This is a genomic window from Lactiplantibacillus argentoratensis (genome assembly GCF_037290055.1).
GTDB lineage: Bacteria > Bacillota > Bacilli > Lactobacillales > Lactobacillaceae > Lactiplantibacillus > Lactiplantibacillus plantarum.
On the sequence record NZ_CP147647.1, the window covers coordinates 1,686,621 to 1,704,149 of the forward strand.

At 43.3% G+C, this 17,529-nt stretch carries 21 protein-coding genes and 1 pseudogene; 7 read left to right on the forward strand and 15 right to left on the reverse strand.

Annotated features, from left to right (window positions below; all coding sequences use genetic code 11):
• Positions 1–158: 158 nt before the first annotated feature.
• Together tsf and rpsB are read right to left on the reverse strand one after the other, a co-directional pair.
• The gene (tsf, locus tag V7R88_RS07875; RefSeq protein ID WP_003644498.1) at positions 159–1,037 is read right to left on the reverse strand and encodes a translation elongation factor Ts; all 879 of its coding nucleotides are present in this window, start codon (positions 1,035–1,037) and stop codon (positions 159–161) included.
• A gap of 102 nt (positions 1,038–1,139) precedes the next feature.
• Positions 1,140–1,943, reverse strand: coding sequence for a 30S ribosomal protein S2 (rpsB, locus tag V7R88_RS07880; protein ID WP_003640739.1), 804 nt, complete (start codon positions 1,941–1,943; stop codon positions 1,140–1,142).
• Positions 1,944–2,166: 223 nt separating this feature from the next.
• On the opposite strand from rpsB, the gene V7R88_RS07885 reads away from it, so the two are divergent.
• Entirely contained in the window at positions 2,167–2,889 is a 723-nt protein-coding gene (locus V7R88_RS07885) for an HAD family hydrolase (RefSeq protein WP_054396545.1), read from the forward strand.
• A 336-nt stretch (positions 2,890–3,225) separates the two neighbouring features.
• Here V7R88_RS07885 and V7R88_RS07890 read toward each other — a convergent pair whose 3' ends face one another.
• The 3 genes from V7R88_RS07890 to V7R88_RS07900 all read right to left on the reverse strand — a co-directional run bounded on the left by V7R88_RS07890 (position 3,226) and on the right by V7R88_RS07900 (position 5,356).
• Positions 3,226–4,224, reverse strand: coding sequence for a D-2-hydroxyacid dehydrogenase (locus V7R88_RS07890; RefSeq protein WP_003640741.1), 999 nt, complete (start codon positions 4,222–4,224; stop codon positions 3,226–3,228).
• An 84-nt stretch (positions 4,225–4,308) separates the two neighbouring features.
• Positions 4,309–4,614, reverse strand: a complete 306-nt coding sequence (locus V7R88_RS07895; RefSeq protein ID WP_338816132.1) for a GIY-YIG nuclease family protein — start codon at positions 4,612–4,614, stop codon at positions 4,309–4,311.
• A complete protein-coding gene (locus V7R88_RS07900; RefSeq protein ID WP_057716934.1) occupies positions 4,598–5,356 on the reverse strand; it encodes a tRNA1(Val) (adenine(37)-N6)-methyltransferase in 759 nt (252 codons plus the stop codon). The genes V7R88_RS07895 and V7R88_RS07900 overlap by 17 nt, the downstream gene beginning before the upstream one ends.
• A 111-nt stretch (positions 5,357–5,467) precedes the next feature.
• Here V7R88_RS07900 and V7R88_RS07905 point away from each other — a divergent pair, with 111 nt between their 5' ends.
• A complete protein-coding gene (locus V7R88_RS07905) occupies positions 5,468–6,103 on the forward strand; it encodes a lysophospholipid acyltransferase family protein (RefSeq protein WP_057716933.1) in 636 nt (211 codons plus the stop codon).
• Between the two features lie 57 nt (positions 6,104–6,160).
• Here the strand turns inward: V7R88_RS07905 and V7R88_RS07910 are convergent, their stop codons facing one another.
• Complete coding sequence (locus tag V7R88_RS07910; RefSeq protein WP_003640745.1) at positions 6,161–6,397, reverse strand: YneF family protein; 237 nt, start codon at positions 6,395–6,397, stop codon at positions 6,161–6,163.
• Between the two features lie 97 nt (positions 6,398–6,494).
• On the reverse strand, positions 6,495–6,734 hold the full coding sequence (locus V7R88_RS07915; RefSeq protein WP_057716932.1) for a DUF896 domain-containing protein: 240 nt from the start codon (positions 6,732–6,734) through the stop codon (positions 6,495–6,497).
• A 151-nt stretch (positions 6,735–6,885) separates the two neighbouring features.
• Between V7R88_RS07915 and lexA the strand changes: the two genes are divergently transcribed.
• Positions 6,886–7,518, forward strand: a complete 633-nt coding sequence (gene lexA, locus V7R88_RS07920) for a transcriptional repressor LexA (protein ID WP_057716931.1) — start codon at positions 6,886–6,888, stop codon at positions 7,516–7,518.
• 92 nt (positions 7,519–7,610) lie between these two features.
• Here the strand turns inward: lexA and V7R88_RS07925 are convergent.
• Positions 7,611–8,258, reverse strand: a pseudogene (locus V7R88_RS07925) (DNA alkylation repair protein).
• Between the two features lie 99 nt (positions 8,259–8,357).
• Here V7R88_RS07925 and V7R88_RS07930 point away from each other — a divergent pair.
• Positions 8,358–8,987, forward strand: a complete 630-nt coding sequence (locus V7R88_RS07930; protein ID WP_054396537.1) for a hypothetical protein — start codon at positions 8,358–8,360, stop codon at positions 8,985–8,987.
• A 48-nt stretch (positions 8,988–9,035) separates the two neighbouring features.
• On the opposite strand, the gene V7R88_RS07935 is transcribed toward V7R88_RS07930, so the two are convergent.
• Positions 9,036–10,205: a hydroxymethylglutaryl-CoA synthase gene (locus V7R88_RS07935; RefSeq protein ID WP_057716930.1), complete on the reverse strand. Its 1,170-nt coding sequence runs from the start codon at positions 10,203–10,205 to the stop codon at positions 9,036–9,038.
• A 35-nt stretch (positions 10,206–10,240) separates the two neighbouring features.
• Positions 10,241–10,633 (reverse strand): hypothetical protein, encoded by a 393-nt coding sequence (locus V7R88_RS07940; protein WP_057716929.1) that lies wholly within the window; start codon positions 10,631–10,633, stop codon positions 10,241–10,243.
• A 163-nt stretch (positions 10,634–10,796) separates the two neighbouring features.
• Between V7R88_RS07940 and V7R88_RS07945 the strand changes: the two genes are divergently transcribed.
• The 3 genes from V7R88_RS07945 to V7R88_RS07955 all read left to right on the forward strand — a co-directional run bounded on the left by V7R88_RS07945 (position 10,797) and on the right by V7R88_RS07955 (position 14,497).
• Positions 10,797–11,189, forward strand: a complete 393-nt coding sequence (locus V7R88_RS07945; protein WP_057716928.1) for a hypothetical protein — start codon at positions 10,797–10,799, stop codon at positions 11,187–11,189.
• A gap of 464 nt (positions 11,190–11,653) precedes the next feature.
• Positions 11,654–12,595 carry a glycosyltransferase family 2 protein gene (locus V7R88_RS07950; RefSeq protein ID WP_054396528.1) on the forward strand — a complete coding sequence of 314 codons (942 nt, stop codon included), beginning with the start codon at positions 11,654–11,656 and terminating at the stop codon, positions 12,593–12,595.
• A 93-nt stretch (positions 12,596–12,688) separates the two neighbouring features.
• Positions 12,689–14,497, forward strand: coding sequence for a hypothetical protein (locus V7R88_RS07955; protein ID WP_143142915.1), 1,809 nt, complete (start codon positions 12,689–12,691; stop codon positions 14,495–14,497).
• Between the two features lie 416 nt (positions 14,498–14,913).
• Here the strand turns inward: V7R88_RS07955 and V7R88_RS07960 are convergent, their stop codons facing one another.
• The 5 genes from V7R88_RS07960 to V7R88_RS07980 all read right to left on the reverse strand — a co-directional run bounded on the left by V7R88_RS07960 (position 14,914) and on the right by V7R88_RS07980 (position 17,305).
• Positions 14,914–15,123 (reverse strand): hypothetical protein, encoded by a 210-nt coding sequence (locus V7R88_RS07960; RefSeq protein ID WP_143142895.1) that lies wholly within the window; start codon positions 15,121–15,123, stop codon positions 14,914–14,916.
• Between the two features lie 192 nt (positions 15,124–15,315).
• Complete coding sequence (locus tag V7R88_RS07965; RefSeq protein ID WP_225588482.1) at positions 15,316–15,594, reverse strand: hypothetical protein; 279 nt, start codon at positions 15,592–15,594, stop codon at positions 15,316–15,318.
• 55 nt (positions 15,595–15,649) lie between these two features.
• The gene (locus V7R88_RS07970) at positions 15,650–15,856 is read right to left on the reverse strand and encodes a hypothetical protein (RefSeq protein WP_260354196.1); all 207 of its coding nucleotides are present in this window, start codon (positions 15,854–15,856) and stop codon (positions 15,650–15,652) included.
• A gap of 139 nt (positions 15,857–15,995) precedes the next feature.
• Positions 15,996–16,394, reverse strand: coding sequence for a minor capsid protein (locus V7R88_RS07975; protein ID WP_225588483.1), 399 nt, complete (start codon positions 16,392–16,394; stop codon positions 15,996–15,998).
• Between the two features lie 323 nt (positions 16,395–16,717).
• On the reverse strand, positions 16,718–17,305 hold the full coding sequence (locus V7R88_RS07980) for a hypothetical protein (RefSeq protein WP_057716925.1): 588 nt from the start codon (positions 17,303–17,305) through the stop codon (positions 16,718–16,720).
• Positions 17,306–17,529: the final 224 nt, after the last annotated feature.

The following is a 17,529-nucleotide window of genomic DNA, read 5'->3' on the forward strand; positions in this document are numbered from 1 at the left end:
TATATTTCAATAAGCGTTTGGTATCAGCCGTAATCCGGCACAAAAATTAACCGAATTCTCTTTTTAAAGCGGCTTCAACCCGTTACTTTACAAAAAGGGACTACGCCGAAAATTGCTTTCCGTCGTAATCCCCAATTAGCTAATCCTTTAGTCAGTAATTAGTCTTTGATTTGGTTCATAACTTCATCGATGAAGTTATCAGCCTTCTTTTCGATTCCTTCGCCAACTTCAAAGCGAATGAATGAGCTAACCTTGCCACCCTTTGATTCAACAAAGTGCGCAACAGTTTGATCAGAATCCTTAACGAATTCTTGGTCATCCAAGCTGATTTCTGAAAGCCACTTGTTTAAACGGCCTTCAACCATCTTTTCAACGATCTTTTCAGGTTTACCTTCATTCAGGGCTTCCTTAACAAGCACGTCTTTTTCATGAGCTAACCGGTCAGCAGGAACCTGTTCACGGTTAACATATTCAGGATTGATCGCAGCGACGTGCATGGCAACGTCCTTAGCAGTAGCACTGTCAGCACCGTCTAAGACAACTAAGGCTGCAATTTGGCCACCGTTGTGGATGTATGAACCAAAACTTTGGTCAGCACCCTTTTCAACAACTTGGAAACGACGAAGACTGATCTTTTCACCAGTTACTTGCGTCGTTTCGATGACGTCATCTTTGACCGTCCCGTTAGCCGTCTTCAAAGCTAAGGCGTCGTCAACGGAAGCAGGTTCTTCTTCAGCAATCTTGTCGGCAACTTCAGTTACCAAGTTTTTGAACTTGTCAGTTGAAGCAACTGAATCAGTTTCACAGTTGATTTCAACAATGGCAGCTTTGTTGTCCTTGATTGCAACGGCAGCAATCCCTTCGGCAGCAACCCGGCCACTCTTCTTTTCGGCCTTAGCAACCCCTTTTTCACGTAAAACGTCAACGGCTTTTTCCATGTCGCCTTCAGTTTCAACTAACGCCTTTTTAGCGTCCATCATACCAACACCGGTTTTATCACGAAGTTCTTTAACTTGTGCTGCAGAAATCTTTGCCATAGTTTACTCTCCTTTGAGTATCTTGATTTTAGATAAAAAGCTGCCCGCAAAATCAGGCCGTAATGGTCCGCGATTTTTAGGCAGCCTAATTATTTCAATTAATTATTTGTCAGACTTGGCGTCGTTGTCGCCTTCAACAGCTTCAACGATGTCTTCCAATGAGTCAACGGACTTCTTAGCGTCCTTGTTGTCCTTGAAAGAGTCTTCAGTAACATCTTCGTCTTCACCTTGACGACCTTCAATGACAGCATCGGCCATCTTAGAAGTGATTAAACGAACGGCACGGATTGCGTCATCGTTTGAAGGAATGATAACGTCGATGTCATCTGGATCAGTGTTCGTATCAACCATCGCAACGATCGGAATGTTCAACTTTTGAGCTTCCTTAACGGCGATTTGTTCCTTACGAGGATCAACGATGAAGATTACATCTGGAATCCGAGGCATGTCTTCGATACCGCCCAAGAACTTTTCAAGCTTGGCACGTTGTTTCATTAATAATGAAACTTCCTTCTTAGGTAAACGTTCGAAAGTACCGTCAGCTTCCATCTTCTTCAAGTCTTTAAGACGCTTAATCCGTGTTTGGATGGTGTTCCAGTTAGTCAAAGTCCCACCTAACCAACGATGGTTAACGTAGTATTGACCTGCACGGGTTGCTTCTTCTTCGATTGAATCTTGGGCTTGTTTCTTAGTCCCAACAAACAAAATAACACCGTCATCAGCTGCAGCGTCCTTAACGAAGTTGTAAGCTGAGTCGATCATCTTGACCGTCTTTTGTAAGTCAATGATGTAGATGCCGTTCCGTTCCGTAAAGATGTATGGTTTCATCTTTGGGTTCCAACGACGAGTTTGGTGACCGAAATGGACACCGGCTTCAAGCAATTGTTTCATAGAAATAACAGCCATAATAAATGTGCCTCCAAAAATTTGTTTTATTCCTCCCCACCGTTCAACTAATCATGGCACTCTCCCGAGCACCGCCATGATTATCGCAGTAGGTGTGAATTGGTTTTAACACCGAAAATTAGTATACCGAAAATTACTAGTGCTTGCAAGCAATTTCATCAAGAATTTGTGAATTCCTGAAAGTGTGTTAAAATACAATCTCGCATAGGGGGCTCACTTAATAATGATAAAAGCCATCATTTTTGACCTTGACGATACGTTGTATGATCAAAAATCACCGTTCACTGCTGCCTTAACTAAAACTTTTAACCAGGCTTTGAGCAGCACTGAATTGGCACAAATTTTTAACCGGTTCCATGATTTTAATGACCGTACCTTTAACCAGGTCACTGATACAACTATGACGCTGGAAGCGTGGCAAACCGCCCGTATTCGACACGCGTTAGCACCCAGCAAAGTCCACATCAGCACTGATTGGGCTATCCAATTTGAAATGGCCTATCAGCAGGAACTAAATCAGATTTGCCTTTTCGATGGGCTGAGTGCGACGCTGACCAAGCTCAGTCACGCATTTAAAATTGGTATCATTACCAACGGACCAGCGCCGATTCAGCATCAAAAGTTACATCAATTACAAATTGAACATTTCGTGCATCCGGATAACATCTTTATCTCAGAAGAATTGGGTATTGCTAAACCCGACCCATCGATCTTCACGACGTGGGCCCATCAGGTTGGCATCAAGGCCAACGAAGCCGTTTACGTTGGTGACAATGCAGCACTCGACATGACCAGTGCCAAACACGCCGGCTGGCAAACTTTTTGGTTTAATCACCGGCGCAATGACCAGGTGACACCGAGCGTGATCCCTGATCAAATCATCCAGAGTCCAGCGGAGTTAAATGAGTTGTTGTTAGCACTTCTTCAGGCGGCTAGTGCTTCATAATCCCGACTAATCCAACATTTAATCGGAAAATGTGCGGGCCTCATGATGGTCCCCGTCACCTATAGACCTGACCTTGACAGGCACGTACCAGGCAGCCCTGGACAGCGTAACACTGCCTCAGATTTTAACTAAACAGCTTATTTTTGAGGACCTCAATCGTGCAGCCAGCGTGATTGAGGTCCTCTTATAATATGCGGGTACTTCGCTGCACGTTTTCAATACCTACATTACAATGCTGCTTAGTCGCCCAGAATCGTCTCTAACAAACCGCCTTAAATTCAGCCACAAAAAAATGACGCCACTCAGATGAGTGACGCCATTTTTTAGTAATCGAGATTAGTCAAACTTAACTTGCGTATCAGCTTTACCAGTTTCGATGAATTGTTTGTTACTGTTCATTGAAACGTGCACCATGTTGTGAACGGCAGTTTCAGTGTAGAAAGCCGTATGTGGTGTAATCAAAACATTGTCGCGGTTGAACAAGTTCATGAAGACCTTGTCATCAATCGTTTGACCTTCAAGGTCTTTGTTGAAGATCTTAGTTTCGTATTCATACGTATCAAGAGCGGCACCGGCAACTTTGCCACTGTCTAAGGCTTTGATCAAGTCTTCTGAATCGATGAGTGTCCCACGAGCAAAGTTCAAGATGTAGGCGCCATCTTTCATCTTGCTGAAGGCATCCGCATTCAACATGTGGTAGTTATCCTTCAATGCAGGAACGTGTAACGTGATAACATCAGCTTGGGCGTATAATTCGTCCAAGGTGTCAACGTACATGCCTTCCTTTTCAAGTTCAGCATTCCGGTAAACATCGTAACCGATAACCTTAGCGCCGAAGCCTTTGAAAATATCGATGGCAGCACGGCCAATCCGACCAGTACCGATCACACCAACAGTCATGGTGTTTAATTCCTTGGCAATATCTGGTGCCCAACGGAAGTCTTGCTTAGCTAACTTCTTGTTGAACAATGGGGTTTGACGTAATAATTGCATCAATTGCGTTACTGATAATTCAGCAATCGCATTTGGTGAGTATGCAGGTACGTTAGAAATGTTTAAGCCACGTGCTTTAACAGTAGGAACGTCCAAGTTATCAACACCAACGTTACGAAGAGAGATGTTCTTAACCCCTTCGTCGGCTAACTTGTTCAATACTTCAGCAGTATAGTCCTTTTGTTGGTATACATCGGCACCGTCGAAGCCTTTAGCTAAGTCAACGTTGTCTTCAGTAAGTAATTCTGGAACTAATTTAACTTCAACATCTGGGTTTTCTTTCATCCAAGTATCGAAGAATGGACGTTCGTCATCACGTACAGCATATGCAATAATTTTCATTACAAAAATTCCTCCTATATATTGATACAGTAAATATTATAACAGTAAATGCGAGAAATAGAATCATAAATTGTGAAAACTTCGCTAAATTTTTACATCGTGAGCTGACAAGTATTTTAGCTTGGCAGCTCGCGATTGATGTTTGAAGGCATATTCAGCCTTTAACGCACTTGATTTGTCAGTGAAAGTTTCATGGTAAATTAATTGCAAGGGTCGCCGTGATCTGACCCGCGTATATTTAGCCCCTTTGCCCGCATTGTGCGTTGCTAATCGTCGCTGCAAATTATCCGTAAAACCACCATACAACGTTTGATCAGCACATAATAGGACATAAAAATAATATTTTTTGGTTGCCTTCGTGGACGCAGCCGGCTTACTTGTGCTTGCCATAGAGTAACGTGTACACCTCTTCCCCGTATTCACCATCATCACGATAAACGACAAGCGGTGGCATGATTCGAACACCGTTGCGTTTCCCATCCTTGATCATTTCAATCAGAACCATGTTCGCTTCCCGTTGCGCTTTCGGATGGACGAACCGAATCCGTTTGGGTGCCAATCGATTGGCCGCCATCGCACTGAATAAATCATCCAAACGTTCAGGACGATGCACAAAATAGGCTTTACCATTCATTTTTAACAAATCACTAGTTACTGCTAGAATCTGATCTAAATTAGCGGACAGTTCATGCCGTGCAATCGCCAAATGAGGGTTTGGATTTTTGACGCTCTGCGGTCGATCTTTAAAATACGGTGGGTTACATAAGACTGTATCCACCGAATCTTTCGGTAGTTGGCGCGTAATTGCCAGTAAGTCTTCGTTCAGGACTGTCACTTGCTGGGTCAAATCGTTCAAAATAACACTGCGCTGGGCCATATCGGCCAACCGGGGCTGGATTTCGACCGCCGTAATATGGCCTTGAGTTTTGGCACTGGCGAATAAGCCTACTGCACCATTGCCAGCACAGAGATCCACAATCTGGCTCTTAGCGCCCTTCGCAACCTGGGCAAAGTCACCCAACAGAACAGCATCCAGTGAGAACGCAAAGACTTGAGAACTTTGAATTATTTGGATATCTTGACTATATAATTGATCAATACGCTCATCGGCGTGTAACGTGACGTCTGCCATATTCGGCCACCTCTCCATTAAAATCATCGCACAGTTATCATACAATTAACTTGCAGAATTTGCCAAATTTCGTCATACTGTGAGCAGTTAGTAAACGAAAGGAAGATCGTGATGTTTTATTCTTTTATGCGCGGACTAGTCCGACTAATCATCACCATTATTAACGGTCGGCCGCACTATCAAGGACGGGAAAACTTGCCTGAGGGCGCCTACATCTTAGTTGGACCGCACCGGACGTGGTTTGATCCGTTGTACTATGCGTTGGCCGGCAGCCCAATGAAATTTAGCTTTATGGCCAAGGAAGAACTATTTAAGAATCCCGTCTTGCGGTTCATTCTCGTCCATGCGAACGCTTTTCCTGTCAATCGGCAACATCCAGGACCTTCAGCAATCAAGACCCCCGTCAAATTTTTGCGCAGCGGTAAGCTTTCACTAATCATGTTTCCATCGGGAACGCGCCACTCACAAGAACTTAAAGGCGGCGCCACCGTCATCGCTAAGATGGCCGGTGTTCCACTAGTTCCAACCGTTTACCAAGGCCCATTGACCTTCAAACAACTCTTTAGCCGTCAGCGGGTTACCGTCCGTTTCGGTCAACCGATTAATATTGATCGTAAACTTAAATTGGATGAAGCTGGTCAAAAACAAATTGAAACTAAAATGTTGCACGCTTTTGACGACTTGGATCGTCAAATCGACCCAACGTTCAAATACGTTGATCCTGCTACAACCCGTCAGAAACATTAAGTTCGATAATAAAAAAGTGCCGGCGATCGCAATTTAAAGCGAGCCGACACTTTTTTACTACTTGTTATCGTTTTTAGATGCAGCTTTCATCGAATTCAACATCTGATGTAACTTCTTTTCGGATGGGCGTTGACCCATTTGCATCATCATACTCCGAAGCATCTCTTCACTAATTGGTGGATTTTGCTTCAAGTAATTTTGCATATAGTGCCGGGCACCGAAGAAACCACCAGTTAACCCAACCAATACGCCGATAACGACGATTAAAATCCAAATTCCTGTAGACACAGTCATTCCCCTCCCTTATTACAGTCTTCATTAAACTAGTCTACACAAATTAATAATAAAAGAAAAGGAAAATTTGTCAGTTGACAAATTTTCCTGAAATCGGTTAATCATCTCGAAGACCGCGATCGCGTTGCACTTGACGGACCTTTTCTGGCGTAACCTCTTTACCATCTTTATCATAAACCTGAAGCATTTCAACTTGTCGCCGAAAACCGGCGCGAAATTCCTTCAAGTATTTTTGCCGCAACTCTTGACGTTCGGCTTCTTCTAGCTCGGTGAGCCCCTCGGCTTTCGCCTTATGAGCTAACTCATTGATCCGAGCAAGCAATTCTTTTGAAATCAAATCAGCAGCCCCTTTCACTCTTGAAATATACACGAAATTAGACCCTAAATCAATTAATAGTGTTTGTCAACCGAACATTTGTTTGAAAGCTATGAAACGCTATGCTACAATTGTTTTAACCAATAATGAAAATAAAAAATGAGGTGCCAAGATGAGTAAAACATCGGAAAGCAAACAAATGGCCGTTCTTCGCTTTATTTATGAACGCGTCAATGAAAAAGGATATCCGCCAACCGTTCGTGAGATTGGTGAAGCCGTTGACTTATCTTCGACTTCGACCGTCCACGGCCACATTTCACGGCTGGAGAAGAAAGGCTATATTCAAAAAGACCCAACTAAGCCCCGTGCCATTGAGGTAACGCCAGCCGGTTTCGAAGCACTGGGCGTCGAAACTACGCCACATCAAATTCCGGTACTTGGAACGGTAACCGCCGGCCAACCAATTCTTGCCGTACAGGAAGCGACGGATTATTTTCCAATTCCTAAGGAACTTGAATCATTCGGTGGCGACCTTTTCATGCTCACCATCCGTGGCGAAAGTATGATCAATATCGGTATCATGAATGGTGATCAAGTCATTGTTCGGCGTCAAAATTCCGCTGACAATGGTGATATCATCATTGCCATGACCGATGAAAATGAAGCGACTTGCAAGCGATTCTTCAAGGAGGCCGATCACTATCGGCTACAACCTGAAAACGACACGATGGCACCGATTATCTTGAACAACGTCTCTGTGTTAGGCAAAGTTGTTGGCCTATATCGTGACATGTTGTTTCAGTAATATGAACACTCACAAGATGACAATTCGATTTGTCATCTTTTTTTATTTGCCACTCTTTTGGACCTGATTGCCGGCACTATCTGCAGATCTCGTCACAGATACTTACATCCTTCCCGCTGGGCCAAGGCCGAAAGCGCGTGGTTTGCGACAAACGTGCGCACCCATTCCGGATTCACCTTGCTGTAATCCCGTAACGCCCAGCCAATCGCTTTCTGGATGAAGAAATCTTCATCCCCCTGATTCGCTAGTATCGCCGTTTGCAAATATTGGGAGTCCGTTCGCTCTTTCCAGCCTAATTGAAGCATGATTCCCACCCGGCGCACCCATTTATCTGTAGCCCGCAAGTAAACCGGCCCCACTTATTGCAAACAATCATGTGTCAAGATGTACGTTGCAAGCACCTTGCGCCAGGCATCAACACTATCCCACCATGGCGTTACTGTGATTTGGCGATAGCACCACTGATAATGAGCTGGTGTCATGTGGCGGACGTTAGCTTGGGCGAGATCAATTGCCACGTATTGATATTCCCGATAAGGTTGTTGGTAATAAAATGCAAGCCAAGCTTGTAATTCCTGAGGCGTGAGTTGGTGACTCTGTAGCCGTAACGGGTGCAATAGTGCTCGCCGTTCACCAGCCTTTACACCTAAGAAGTGAAACTGATCACGCATGTACTTAGCCATCGGTGCCTGATTCTCTGGATGTATCGGTAGAAAAAGTGGTGGTGTTAAATTAGCCATTAGTCGGGCCTCTTTTCAAAATATTTCAAATCTGTGACGAACAGCCAATAGTTCAATGGTATAATGATTATACTATTTTAAACATTGGGAGTTGGTTACATGTTGTTCCTAGCCATTATGGGCTTGATTGTTTTTCTATTAGCATTATTTTCCGTGATTTACGCACGTCAAACCGGTGGTGGTTGGAAATTTCTAACACTAGTTACGGTCCTAAGCGCCCTAGTCACCATTTACGCGGTCGTTAAATTGCCTTACTGGCCATATAACCAGTCGCAGCAATCGACGCGCAAAGCATCGTCCAGCACGAGTACCAGTGCTAGTACCAGTAAGTCCAAATCAACGAGCTTGAGTTCCTCACAAGTTGTTTTTAACGAAGCTAGCACCAAGCGCGCGGCCGCAACCACTAAGTTGAATGAAGAAAACATCCTTAAACAATTGCAATCCAATTATCAATCAATTGGCACCGTTGCATTTACCAAGTCAACGAAAACATATACGATTACGCCAACCAATAAAAAGTACGTTAAATCTTTGAAGACGATTAAATCATATCCATCTCAAAATCAAAAAGCAATCACCACGATTACCTCAAATTTCAAATCTTTGTCAAAATCGCTCCAGAAGAATCTTGCCGCTGGTTACACGATTCAATTGCTACAGCCAGATACCACTGACAAGACCCTGTTGAGTGTCAAAGATGGCCAAATCATCACCAACAACTTCAAATAACAAAAGCCACTTGCCTAGCGAATTTGCTAGTAACAAGTGACTTTTTTCTTAACCTTGTCGATCCAAATACTGGCGTTGTTCGTCCTTTTGACCGGTCAATACGAATCGGTGGGGATCATCAGCATAGCTGACCGACTGATCATCAGCCCGCCATTGCAGTTGATGACTAAATAAGGCCTCATATTCCGCCACGCTAACGCGACGCCGACGAGCCAGTCGTTGTGGCAAGCCCTGATCTAAGCCCGCCTGACAGTCCGGCTGAATGACCCCGGTATAAAATTCGCCCTCAGCACCCGAGCCATAACTGAATAATCCGAGTTGGTTCCCTGGTTGCAACTGAGGATCAGTCAGTAACTGCGATAACAAGCTCAGATAGAGTGAACCAGTATACAAGTTACCAACTTGCCGATTCAGCTGACGCGCATGTTCGAAGTGCGTCAACCACTGGGCTTGCTGATTGGCACCCACCAATGGCAACACGCTTCGAAGTGCCTTAAGTCCCATCTTTGTATATGGCAAATGAAAAACTAAAGCCGTCAGTGCTTCCGGACTGGTTTGAGTCGTTTGCAGGTAATTCTTAAACACATCTTGAAAATAATCAATATAGATATTAGACGAATATTTGCCGTCAACTAGGGCTTCTGTATGATACAACGGTCGCCAAAAGTCCATCACATCTTCGCTCAATAGACTCGACTCGGTACCCAGTGCTAATACTTTAGGATCCGCACTAATTAACATGGCAACCGCCCCGCCACCTTGAGTCGGCTCGCCCGGTGTGTTCAAACCGTAGCGTGCCACGTCGCTACCAATGACTAGCGCCTTCTTATCTGGATGAACACGCACGTGATCTTGGGCCAATTGAACACCAGCCGTTGCCGCATAACAAGCCTCTTTCATTTCAATCGTCCGAACACGTCGGTCTAAGCCGAGCAGCTTAGCAACATAAATCGCACTCGCTTTAGAATTGTCGATCCCCGATTCGGTCCCAACGACTAATAAATCAATAGCTGCAATGTCGGCGGCTGTCAGCATCGGTGCCGCCGCATTAGCCGCTAATGTCACGGCATCTTGACTTGGCGGAATCACCGCCATTTTGGACTGGCCAATGCCAATCAGATACTTATCAGGTTCTGCCTGGCGAGCCGTCGCCAGTTCCGCCATATCTACGTATAAATGTGAGGTTGCAAAGTGCAACTTGTCAATTCCAACTTTCACGTCTTTTCCTCCAATTTGTTAATGACAATAAGGGATTAATGGGCACGTCCGAGTGGCCCCAAGTAATGAAAATCAGGATCACGTCCGATCCGATAACAGCTGAAGGCCCGACTAATTTCATTATGAAAAGTCACAACAATCGCCGGGGTCGCCCACGTAGACGCTGCCCAGAAAGCAGTGTCGTCGAAGTCCCGGTTGTCATTCGGGTAACGATGATAACCTTGTACATTATCCCAAATGGTGCCGTGCGTATTCAACCAGTCTTCAGCGAGTCCGGCTTCCACCTGCATCATCACGTCCTGATTGTCGTCAATCAGACTGCTTATTTTTTGCCAATCGAGTTGCCAATCGTGCCTGTGGGGATTTTGTCCACGCGTTCCAAGCGGTGTATGTTCCAATGCAATCGGGGTCAATTCTACAAAATCCATCTTGACCACCCCGTTCGTTAACCATCTTAAGATTTCTTAACTATTATAGCATTTCACAACTAAAATATTGCCCGCAATTGCTTGACCTGGGACGGGTTCCATAATTTATGCTGAGGTTGAATCAGGTGATTATGACAAGTATCAAGTAAGGAGCGCGGTATCCATGTGGTTTTCACGTCGTCAACAACGAAATAGTCTTCAGGCACCCGTCGCCGGAACTCATACGGCGATGCCCGCGGCAACCTCACCTCAGCAGGTCGGGGTATTAGCCGTGCAACCAACCAGCCAAGTAATCAATGCCCCGCTCGACGGGGATATCATCAGCCTGTCACCGTCAAGTCTCGTGATCAATTCACTCAGCGGACATTATATTGAGTTGCGTATCGACACGCCATACTTCCAAAACACCTGTGACTGGCAAGTGCGCGTGGGCGATTCCGTTTCACCGCTGACGATCTTGGGTACACTTTCTGGATCATTAGACGGTGTCACCATCGCTGTCTATCGACTTAATCGTATTCAGGCAAGTGGCTCGATCACACTCGCAAGTAACTGACACTTTGTCATCACCACCTTGTAGCTGTTAATCGCCACACACTTCCGTCACCTGCTGAAAGCGTGAGACTGTTAAGTATTGTTCACACACACCTTGACAATCTCATCCAAACGCTCAAGCGTAACCCGCTAGGACCTTTTTTCTGCAGTTTTTGCCAGCGCCATTCCTGTGCCTGACAGAAACTGTTTTGTTTTGTAAACCGCTCCAGCCGGTACGGTGAGCGAGCTGGGTAACTTGGTGTTTGGTTGGCGCCCTTAGAATTGGGGGTACGCAAGCACGTCATTACAATTTTTGTGCCTTGATATTTGATTGCTTTATACCTCAATTCAAGCTATGATATTCATACTGGTTTAAATCTTTATTGATCAGTAAGTGCCTTTTATATAGCTGGTGCTCCGTTAATATCAAGCACCCTAATTCAATAGGTTACTCTAAAAACCATAAAAAGGTCGGATACAATTACTATGAAAACTATGAGTCTCGTTGTTCCCTGCTATAACGAGGAACCAACGATTGAAATATTTTATAACACCGTTGAAAAAGTCCTAGCAGATAATCCAGAATCGTTCAAGGATATCACTACTGAATATGTTTTCGTCAATGATGGCTCATCTGACGATACTTTGAACGTACTACGGACTTTAAATGCCGACCATCCTGACACTGTTCACTACGTCTCCTTTTCGCGAAATTTCGGTAAGGAAGCTGGTTTATTAGCCGGTTTAGAACACACCATTGGTGATTACGTGGCCGTCATGGACGTTGATCTACAAGATCCACCGACTTTATTACCTAAAATGTTGGCAATGCTTGAAAGCGGTGATTACGACTGCATCGGTACAATGCGGGAAAATCGTGCCGGCGAACCAATGATCAGGTCATTCTTGTCACGCTCGTTTTACTCGGTCGTCAACAAAATCTCAAAAGTAAAAATTATTCCCAACGCCCGCGATTACCGGTTAATGACACGTCAAATGGTTGATGCCATCTTGGAATTGCCTGAATATAACCGATTTTCTAAGGGCATCTTTAACTGGGTCGGTTTCCGAACCACTTATTTGAAGTTCGAAAATCAACCCCGCTCCGCTGGCGAAACCCACTGGTCGATTTGGCAGCTGTTCAATTATTCAATGGACGCCATCGTCGACTTTTCCGACGTTCCTTTGAAGATTGCGACCTTCACCGGTGGCTTGCTATCACTGATCTCAATTATCAGTATATTTGTTGTTATTATTCGTAAAATATTATTCGATAACAGTGTCAGTGGTTGGGCCTCAACCATCACGATTTTGCTCTTGATTGGTGGTATTCAGCTGTTCTGTCTCGGAATTATCGGCAATTACATTGGTAAGATTTATATCGAATCAAAACACCGGCCGCACTATATCGTGCAAGAAAAGAAGTAACCTTCTCAATCTAGACTGAGACGCATACGACCATATCGGGAAACTGGTATGGTCGTATGCGTTTCCGCATTCGAACGAAGTTAAAAATTATGAATGAAATTATTATTTAAACGCTCTCTGGGGGATATTAATGCAATGACACTTTCACGAAAAAAGACACACATGGCACTTGTGACAATCACAATAATAATCCTGGCACTATTGTCAACCTATCCAGCATTTAGTGGCCACTTCTTCGCAATCAATAGCGACGGTCAAGTTCATCTAGCGCGGCTTGAGTCCTTATACCAGGCACTGAGATCCGGGCGTTTTCCTAGCCTAATCAACTTTATCGGCTTTGACAACCACGGTATTGCCGTAAATGCCATGTATCCTTGGCCCACTTTGCTAATTTTTGTCATTCCACGACTTCTTTTTCAAAGCCCCATGTTGGGATTAGCCGTTGGGTTTCTGTTGATGAATATTTTCACCCTCACAAACGCATACTGGTTGGCTAAGTCGCTGTCAAAAAATCGCTTGGTGTTATGGTTAGGCGTCCTTGCTTATCAATTTAATTCATATCATTTTGAGTTGATGTTCACTCGAGTGGCAATTGGTGAGGCCTTTGGATACGCCTTCTTGCCACTGGTCATATTTGGACTCTTTAAGATTTGGAAAAACGACCAACTAGGGATTGTTTGGCTGGCTATCGGAATGGGCTTAGTCGGTAATTCACATATTTTATCGCTGCTTCTCTTTACGATTTTAATTGCGGTTTTGGAACTGATTCGCATCATCCGCCGCAAATTCACACGACGAGAATTCAAACAGCTCTTATTGAGTGCAGTAATTAGCATATTAATGGCCAGTTATTCATTATATAATGTTATAACTTGGGGTTTGAACAATAAACTGGTCACGCCGACACCAATTCTGCTGGGAATGAATCCTTCATACGGGCTAACTAACCTATTGAACAATGATATTACTGAATCAAGTACTGGTGCCCATATGGGATTGGCTGTAACCCTCCTACTTATTTATCTAGTGGCTCAGTTATTTTCGCATCCCACAGGGCAATGGCGTTACTGGACAATCGGTGCGCTCAGTCTCTGGATACTCGCTCAGAATTGGATAAACTGGCCACACTTTGCAACCACGCCAGTCAGTCTGCTTCAATTTACAATGCGCATTTTGACCATTGTCTCGCTTCTAATAATGATCGGCCTAATTCTATTTTTAAATCAAGTCAATTGGAATTCAACGGCAACAACTATTTTTGCAGGATTAGTGATCATATTTATCGGTGTTAGCGGTGTGACACAAATTCATGAACGTGCCGCCCAAGACTTTCACTGGGCGCAGCACCATACACAACCGACGACACTAGTCAAACGACGCTTAATTCGACATTTGACTGGGCGTAATTATTTAGCAAATGTTAATCACATGACCATGCCTGATTATCACATTCAAAAGGACACGGTTCGTACGAATCCTAGTTTCCACCCTCAAACCAATCAAAACTTTCAGCTTGCACTTCAACAAAACTGGAGAAAAGTCGCTTTTGATTGGAAAGGTGCACGCCAATTTAACCATTTTCGTGCAACCGATCAGACTGTTAACTTTAATATCACGCTTAAACAGCAACGATCTGTTAAATTGCCCGTAGTCGGCTACCATCACGTGAACTATCAAGTAATCGTTAACGGCAACAACACAACGTTCTGGCACTCTGGCGGACAGCTCAAAACGAAGTTACCAGCTGGTTCTAATAAAGTCGAAGTTTCTATCTCGAATGAATCACGCCATCTTGGTCTGTTTATACTCTCTTGTTTTGCTTATCTAATCAGTCTTGGATATGTGTTTTTCTATCGTTCTCGCTCAAGAAAAGATGCACAGGCAACCCGGTCAGGTTACTAAGTTTTAGTGACGAATCATTGGCTCTGATGTTTGAAACCAAAGATGTTTTTGGAACGCACAACATGTTGTACTTGTCGAGTTGATGAATGGGAGAATATGATTTTAATTACTCTTCAAACGGCTTCACCGCGGTTTTTAAACGTGGTGAAGCCGTTTCTTTGTACTGTTCCTGGAGGATTTTGGTCATTACAGTATTGAAAGTGACGTACAAGCTAGCCCTGATATGAGCCAATAGAAGTTTAAAAAACCCTATGATTACCATCAGCTCATAGACGACTTTCTTTGGAATCAGATAATCCTACTTGGTTAGCCTAAGTCACTTGATCTAACACATTATCCCGTAATTCTTACTCAGTCTGTTCGATAAGTTGATGTCGCACAATACTAACTTTGACGTTTTGGATGGCGTACAAATATCAAGCACTTAAATGAAAAGCCTGGTTCAATTGATTCTTTTCATAGTCAACCTTTTTCAAGTCAGTCATCTGGTCGTAGTCCTTTTCGCTAGCAAACGGTTTAAACGGAGTACCTCCCTTACCATCTTTGTCAGCACCGTCCTTATCGTTGCCTCGATCAATACCCGTAGCTCCATTATCATCGCCACCACCATCCATCTGTAAGTTCATCTTTTGCTAAAGTAGTTTCTTTATAGCACGTTAAAAAGGCATCCGTCATAAGCTTAAATCCTTATTCCGTGTCAGCATCAAATGTCAAGCCCTTCATTGCCATCTCGGTGTAACGCATTAAATCCGAATTATCTTTACTCATCGCATTTTCCCGTCGCACTAAAAAACGCCCAATCAAAATGATTGAACGCCCTACATTGCAACAATAACGATATCTCGCCATTGGTCACGGATTTTCTTACCATCAATTACATAATTAAGAATCTCATCAACATCGTCAGTATCTTTGAAGTAATAATCAAAATCACCATTATCTTTAGAAATGATACGTTTGCCCTCACTGTCAAAACCAATGTACCATTCAACACCATTGATTTTAATCTGAATATCCATTCCAATCTCGATTGTCATTCGTAACTGTTCCAATGACTGAAGTTTGTCCGAATACGGATCAATTTTATCTAGTATCATCAATATTCACAATCCTTTCTGCAAGGGTTAATTTATAGTATGGAGGACGATGAACCTACACTTTTCCCTCCTCTTGCTCACTGTAACTCCAAGTATGTGCATGCAGTGCAATTGGATGCATTTTAGCACCAGCATGGTCAGTAACATTAATGTCCAGCCGAGCCTTTCCAATTTTACCATAATACCTTCGCACAACTGATTGCCCATCGGCATAACGGTCAAAACCTGAGTTAGCTTCCCGTTGATACGGAACACCGTACACCAAAGTTGTGTAAATTGTTCAATGCAAATTGTTCGCGTCAAACCTCGCGCGCTACTTTCAATAGGTTCTGGTAACTATCACCTGTCATTATACTTCATTGTCTGGAAATCTTCGAATGTTGCGGGTACAGTGTCTGCACCTATAATCCATTTGTATTCATATACTGGGTAGAATCATACCGACAATTGCCAACTTGATTATCCAAATTATCGAAAGCCTGGCGCCAATCTTGATAAGTAGCATCAGACTTCAACTTGAGTTTTTTACCAGTAATTGGCTCGTTAGCCGTCTGTGGTAGCATGGACTTGCTATCTGACAAATAGATGATTGCGACAGTTCGGCAATCCGGATGCAACGATGGAAAATTCACGTTTACTTCCGCTTCATTCACATTAAATATTCGTCCATCAATGTTTCGACAAATTTGTGAAGTCCGCATATCTAGCACAGCAACCAGTTGGTACGTTTTAACACCGCGCCGTTTCCATTCATTGAGCTTCGTTTGATTATGAAAGTAGTTGGCTTCTATTTTAATCAATCGCCGCGTATTGTAGCTGCTAGCTCCTTAGCTAAGGCTTGCACCATGTCACGCTCACGCATACTACTCATTTGCTGGGCAGTGACTAGTTCACTAAGTCAGTCGCAAGTGAAAAGTGACAGGCAACATAATAAGCACCATTTAAAAGTCGGCAGACGGAAGATTGGGAGCCGCTTTTTCTTTTGGAACGACAATCTAATGCCGCAAACAATCTCGGTCGTAGTATGGCTGAATCTCAATTGCGACTAAGATAGTAATTTTAGTTTTGCTCCTGGATTTTTGTTGTTATTATGAACTAACACCACGCGTATGCTAATTTAAAATTATATTCCGTTAATTACTTCTTTTATCAATTTATCAAAGCTTTCATCATCTATATTTTTTTTAGTGATTGTACTAATATTTCTAACACTTGCCGAATCTACTTCAAAAACACTCGCACTGAAATACTTTTCTTTGTCTCTTTTCGTAACACCGACCATCTTAACTAAGTATCTTCTTGCATCATGTACATCAAGCATACGAACAAATCCTTGTTTTCCAAGGACATTAATTTTCCGTTTTTCACCAGGACATGGTACAGAATACCCACTTGGTATACGACTAAAAGGCCTTAGATTGAAGTCCGAAATTTCAAAATTTGCTTTATAATATCCATACGGCTCTGTATATCCTATATGAAACGAATCAATTTCAAATACTTCTAGTCGGCCATTCGGGTTGATTATGTCAAGCGTAAAACCTACTATCCCTTGATTTTCTTCGGGGGGGTTAACCAAAATTTGAAATGCTAAATCACTTTTCTTTAATTTTTTGAACCACGGACTCAGTGCAATTAAAACCGCAACAAGTGTACTGACGGAACCTACCCAATCAGCCCATGAGCCGATTTCTAAACCAAATAAAAGCACGTACTATCCCTCCAAACTAATATAACTATGCAAAAATTATCGCCCGAGATTGTAAAAAAATATCCCACCACTCATCTTCAGCATGCCAATCACTTGTAATTGTAATATTATCTGCTATGCCAACATATCCAAGCAACTGAATCATTCTCCTCTACCTCTATTTTCTCATTACGCGTGATGCAATTACTTGAAACAATTTTGCCACGTATTGAAAAAAGTATGAT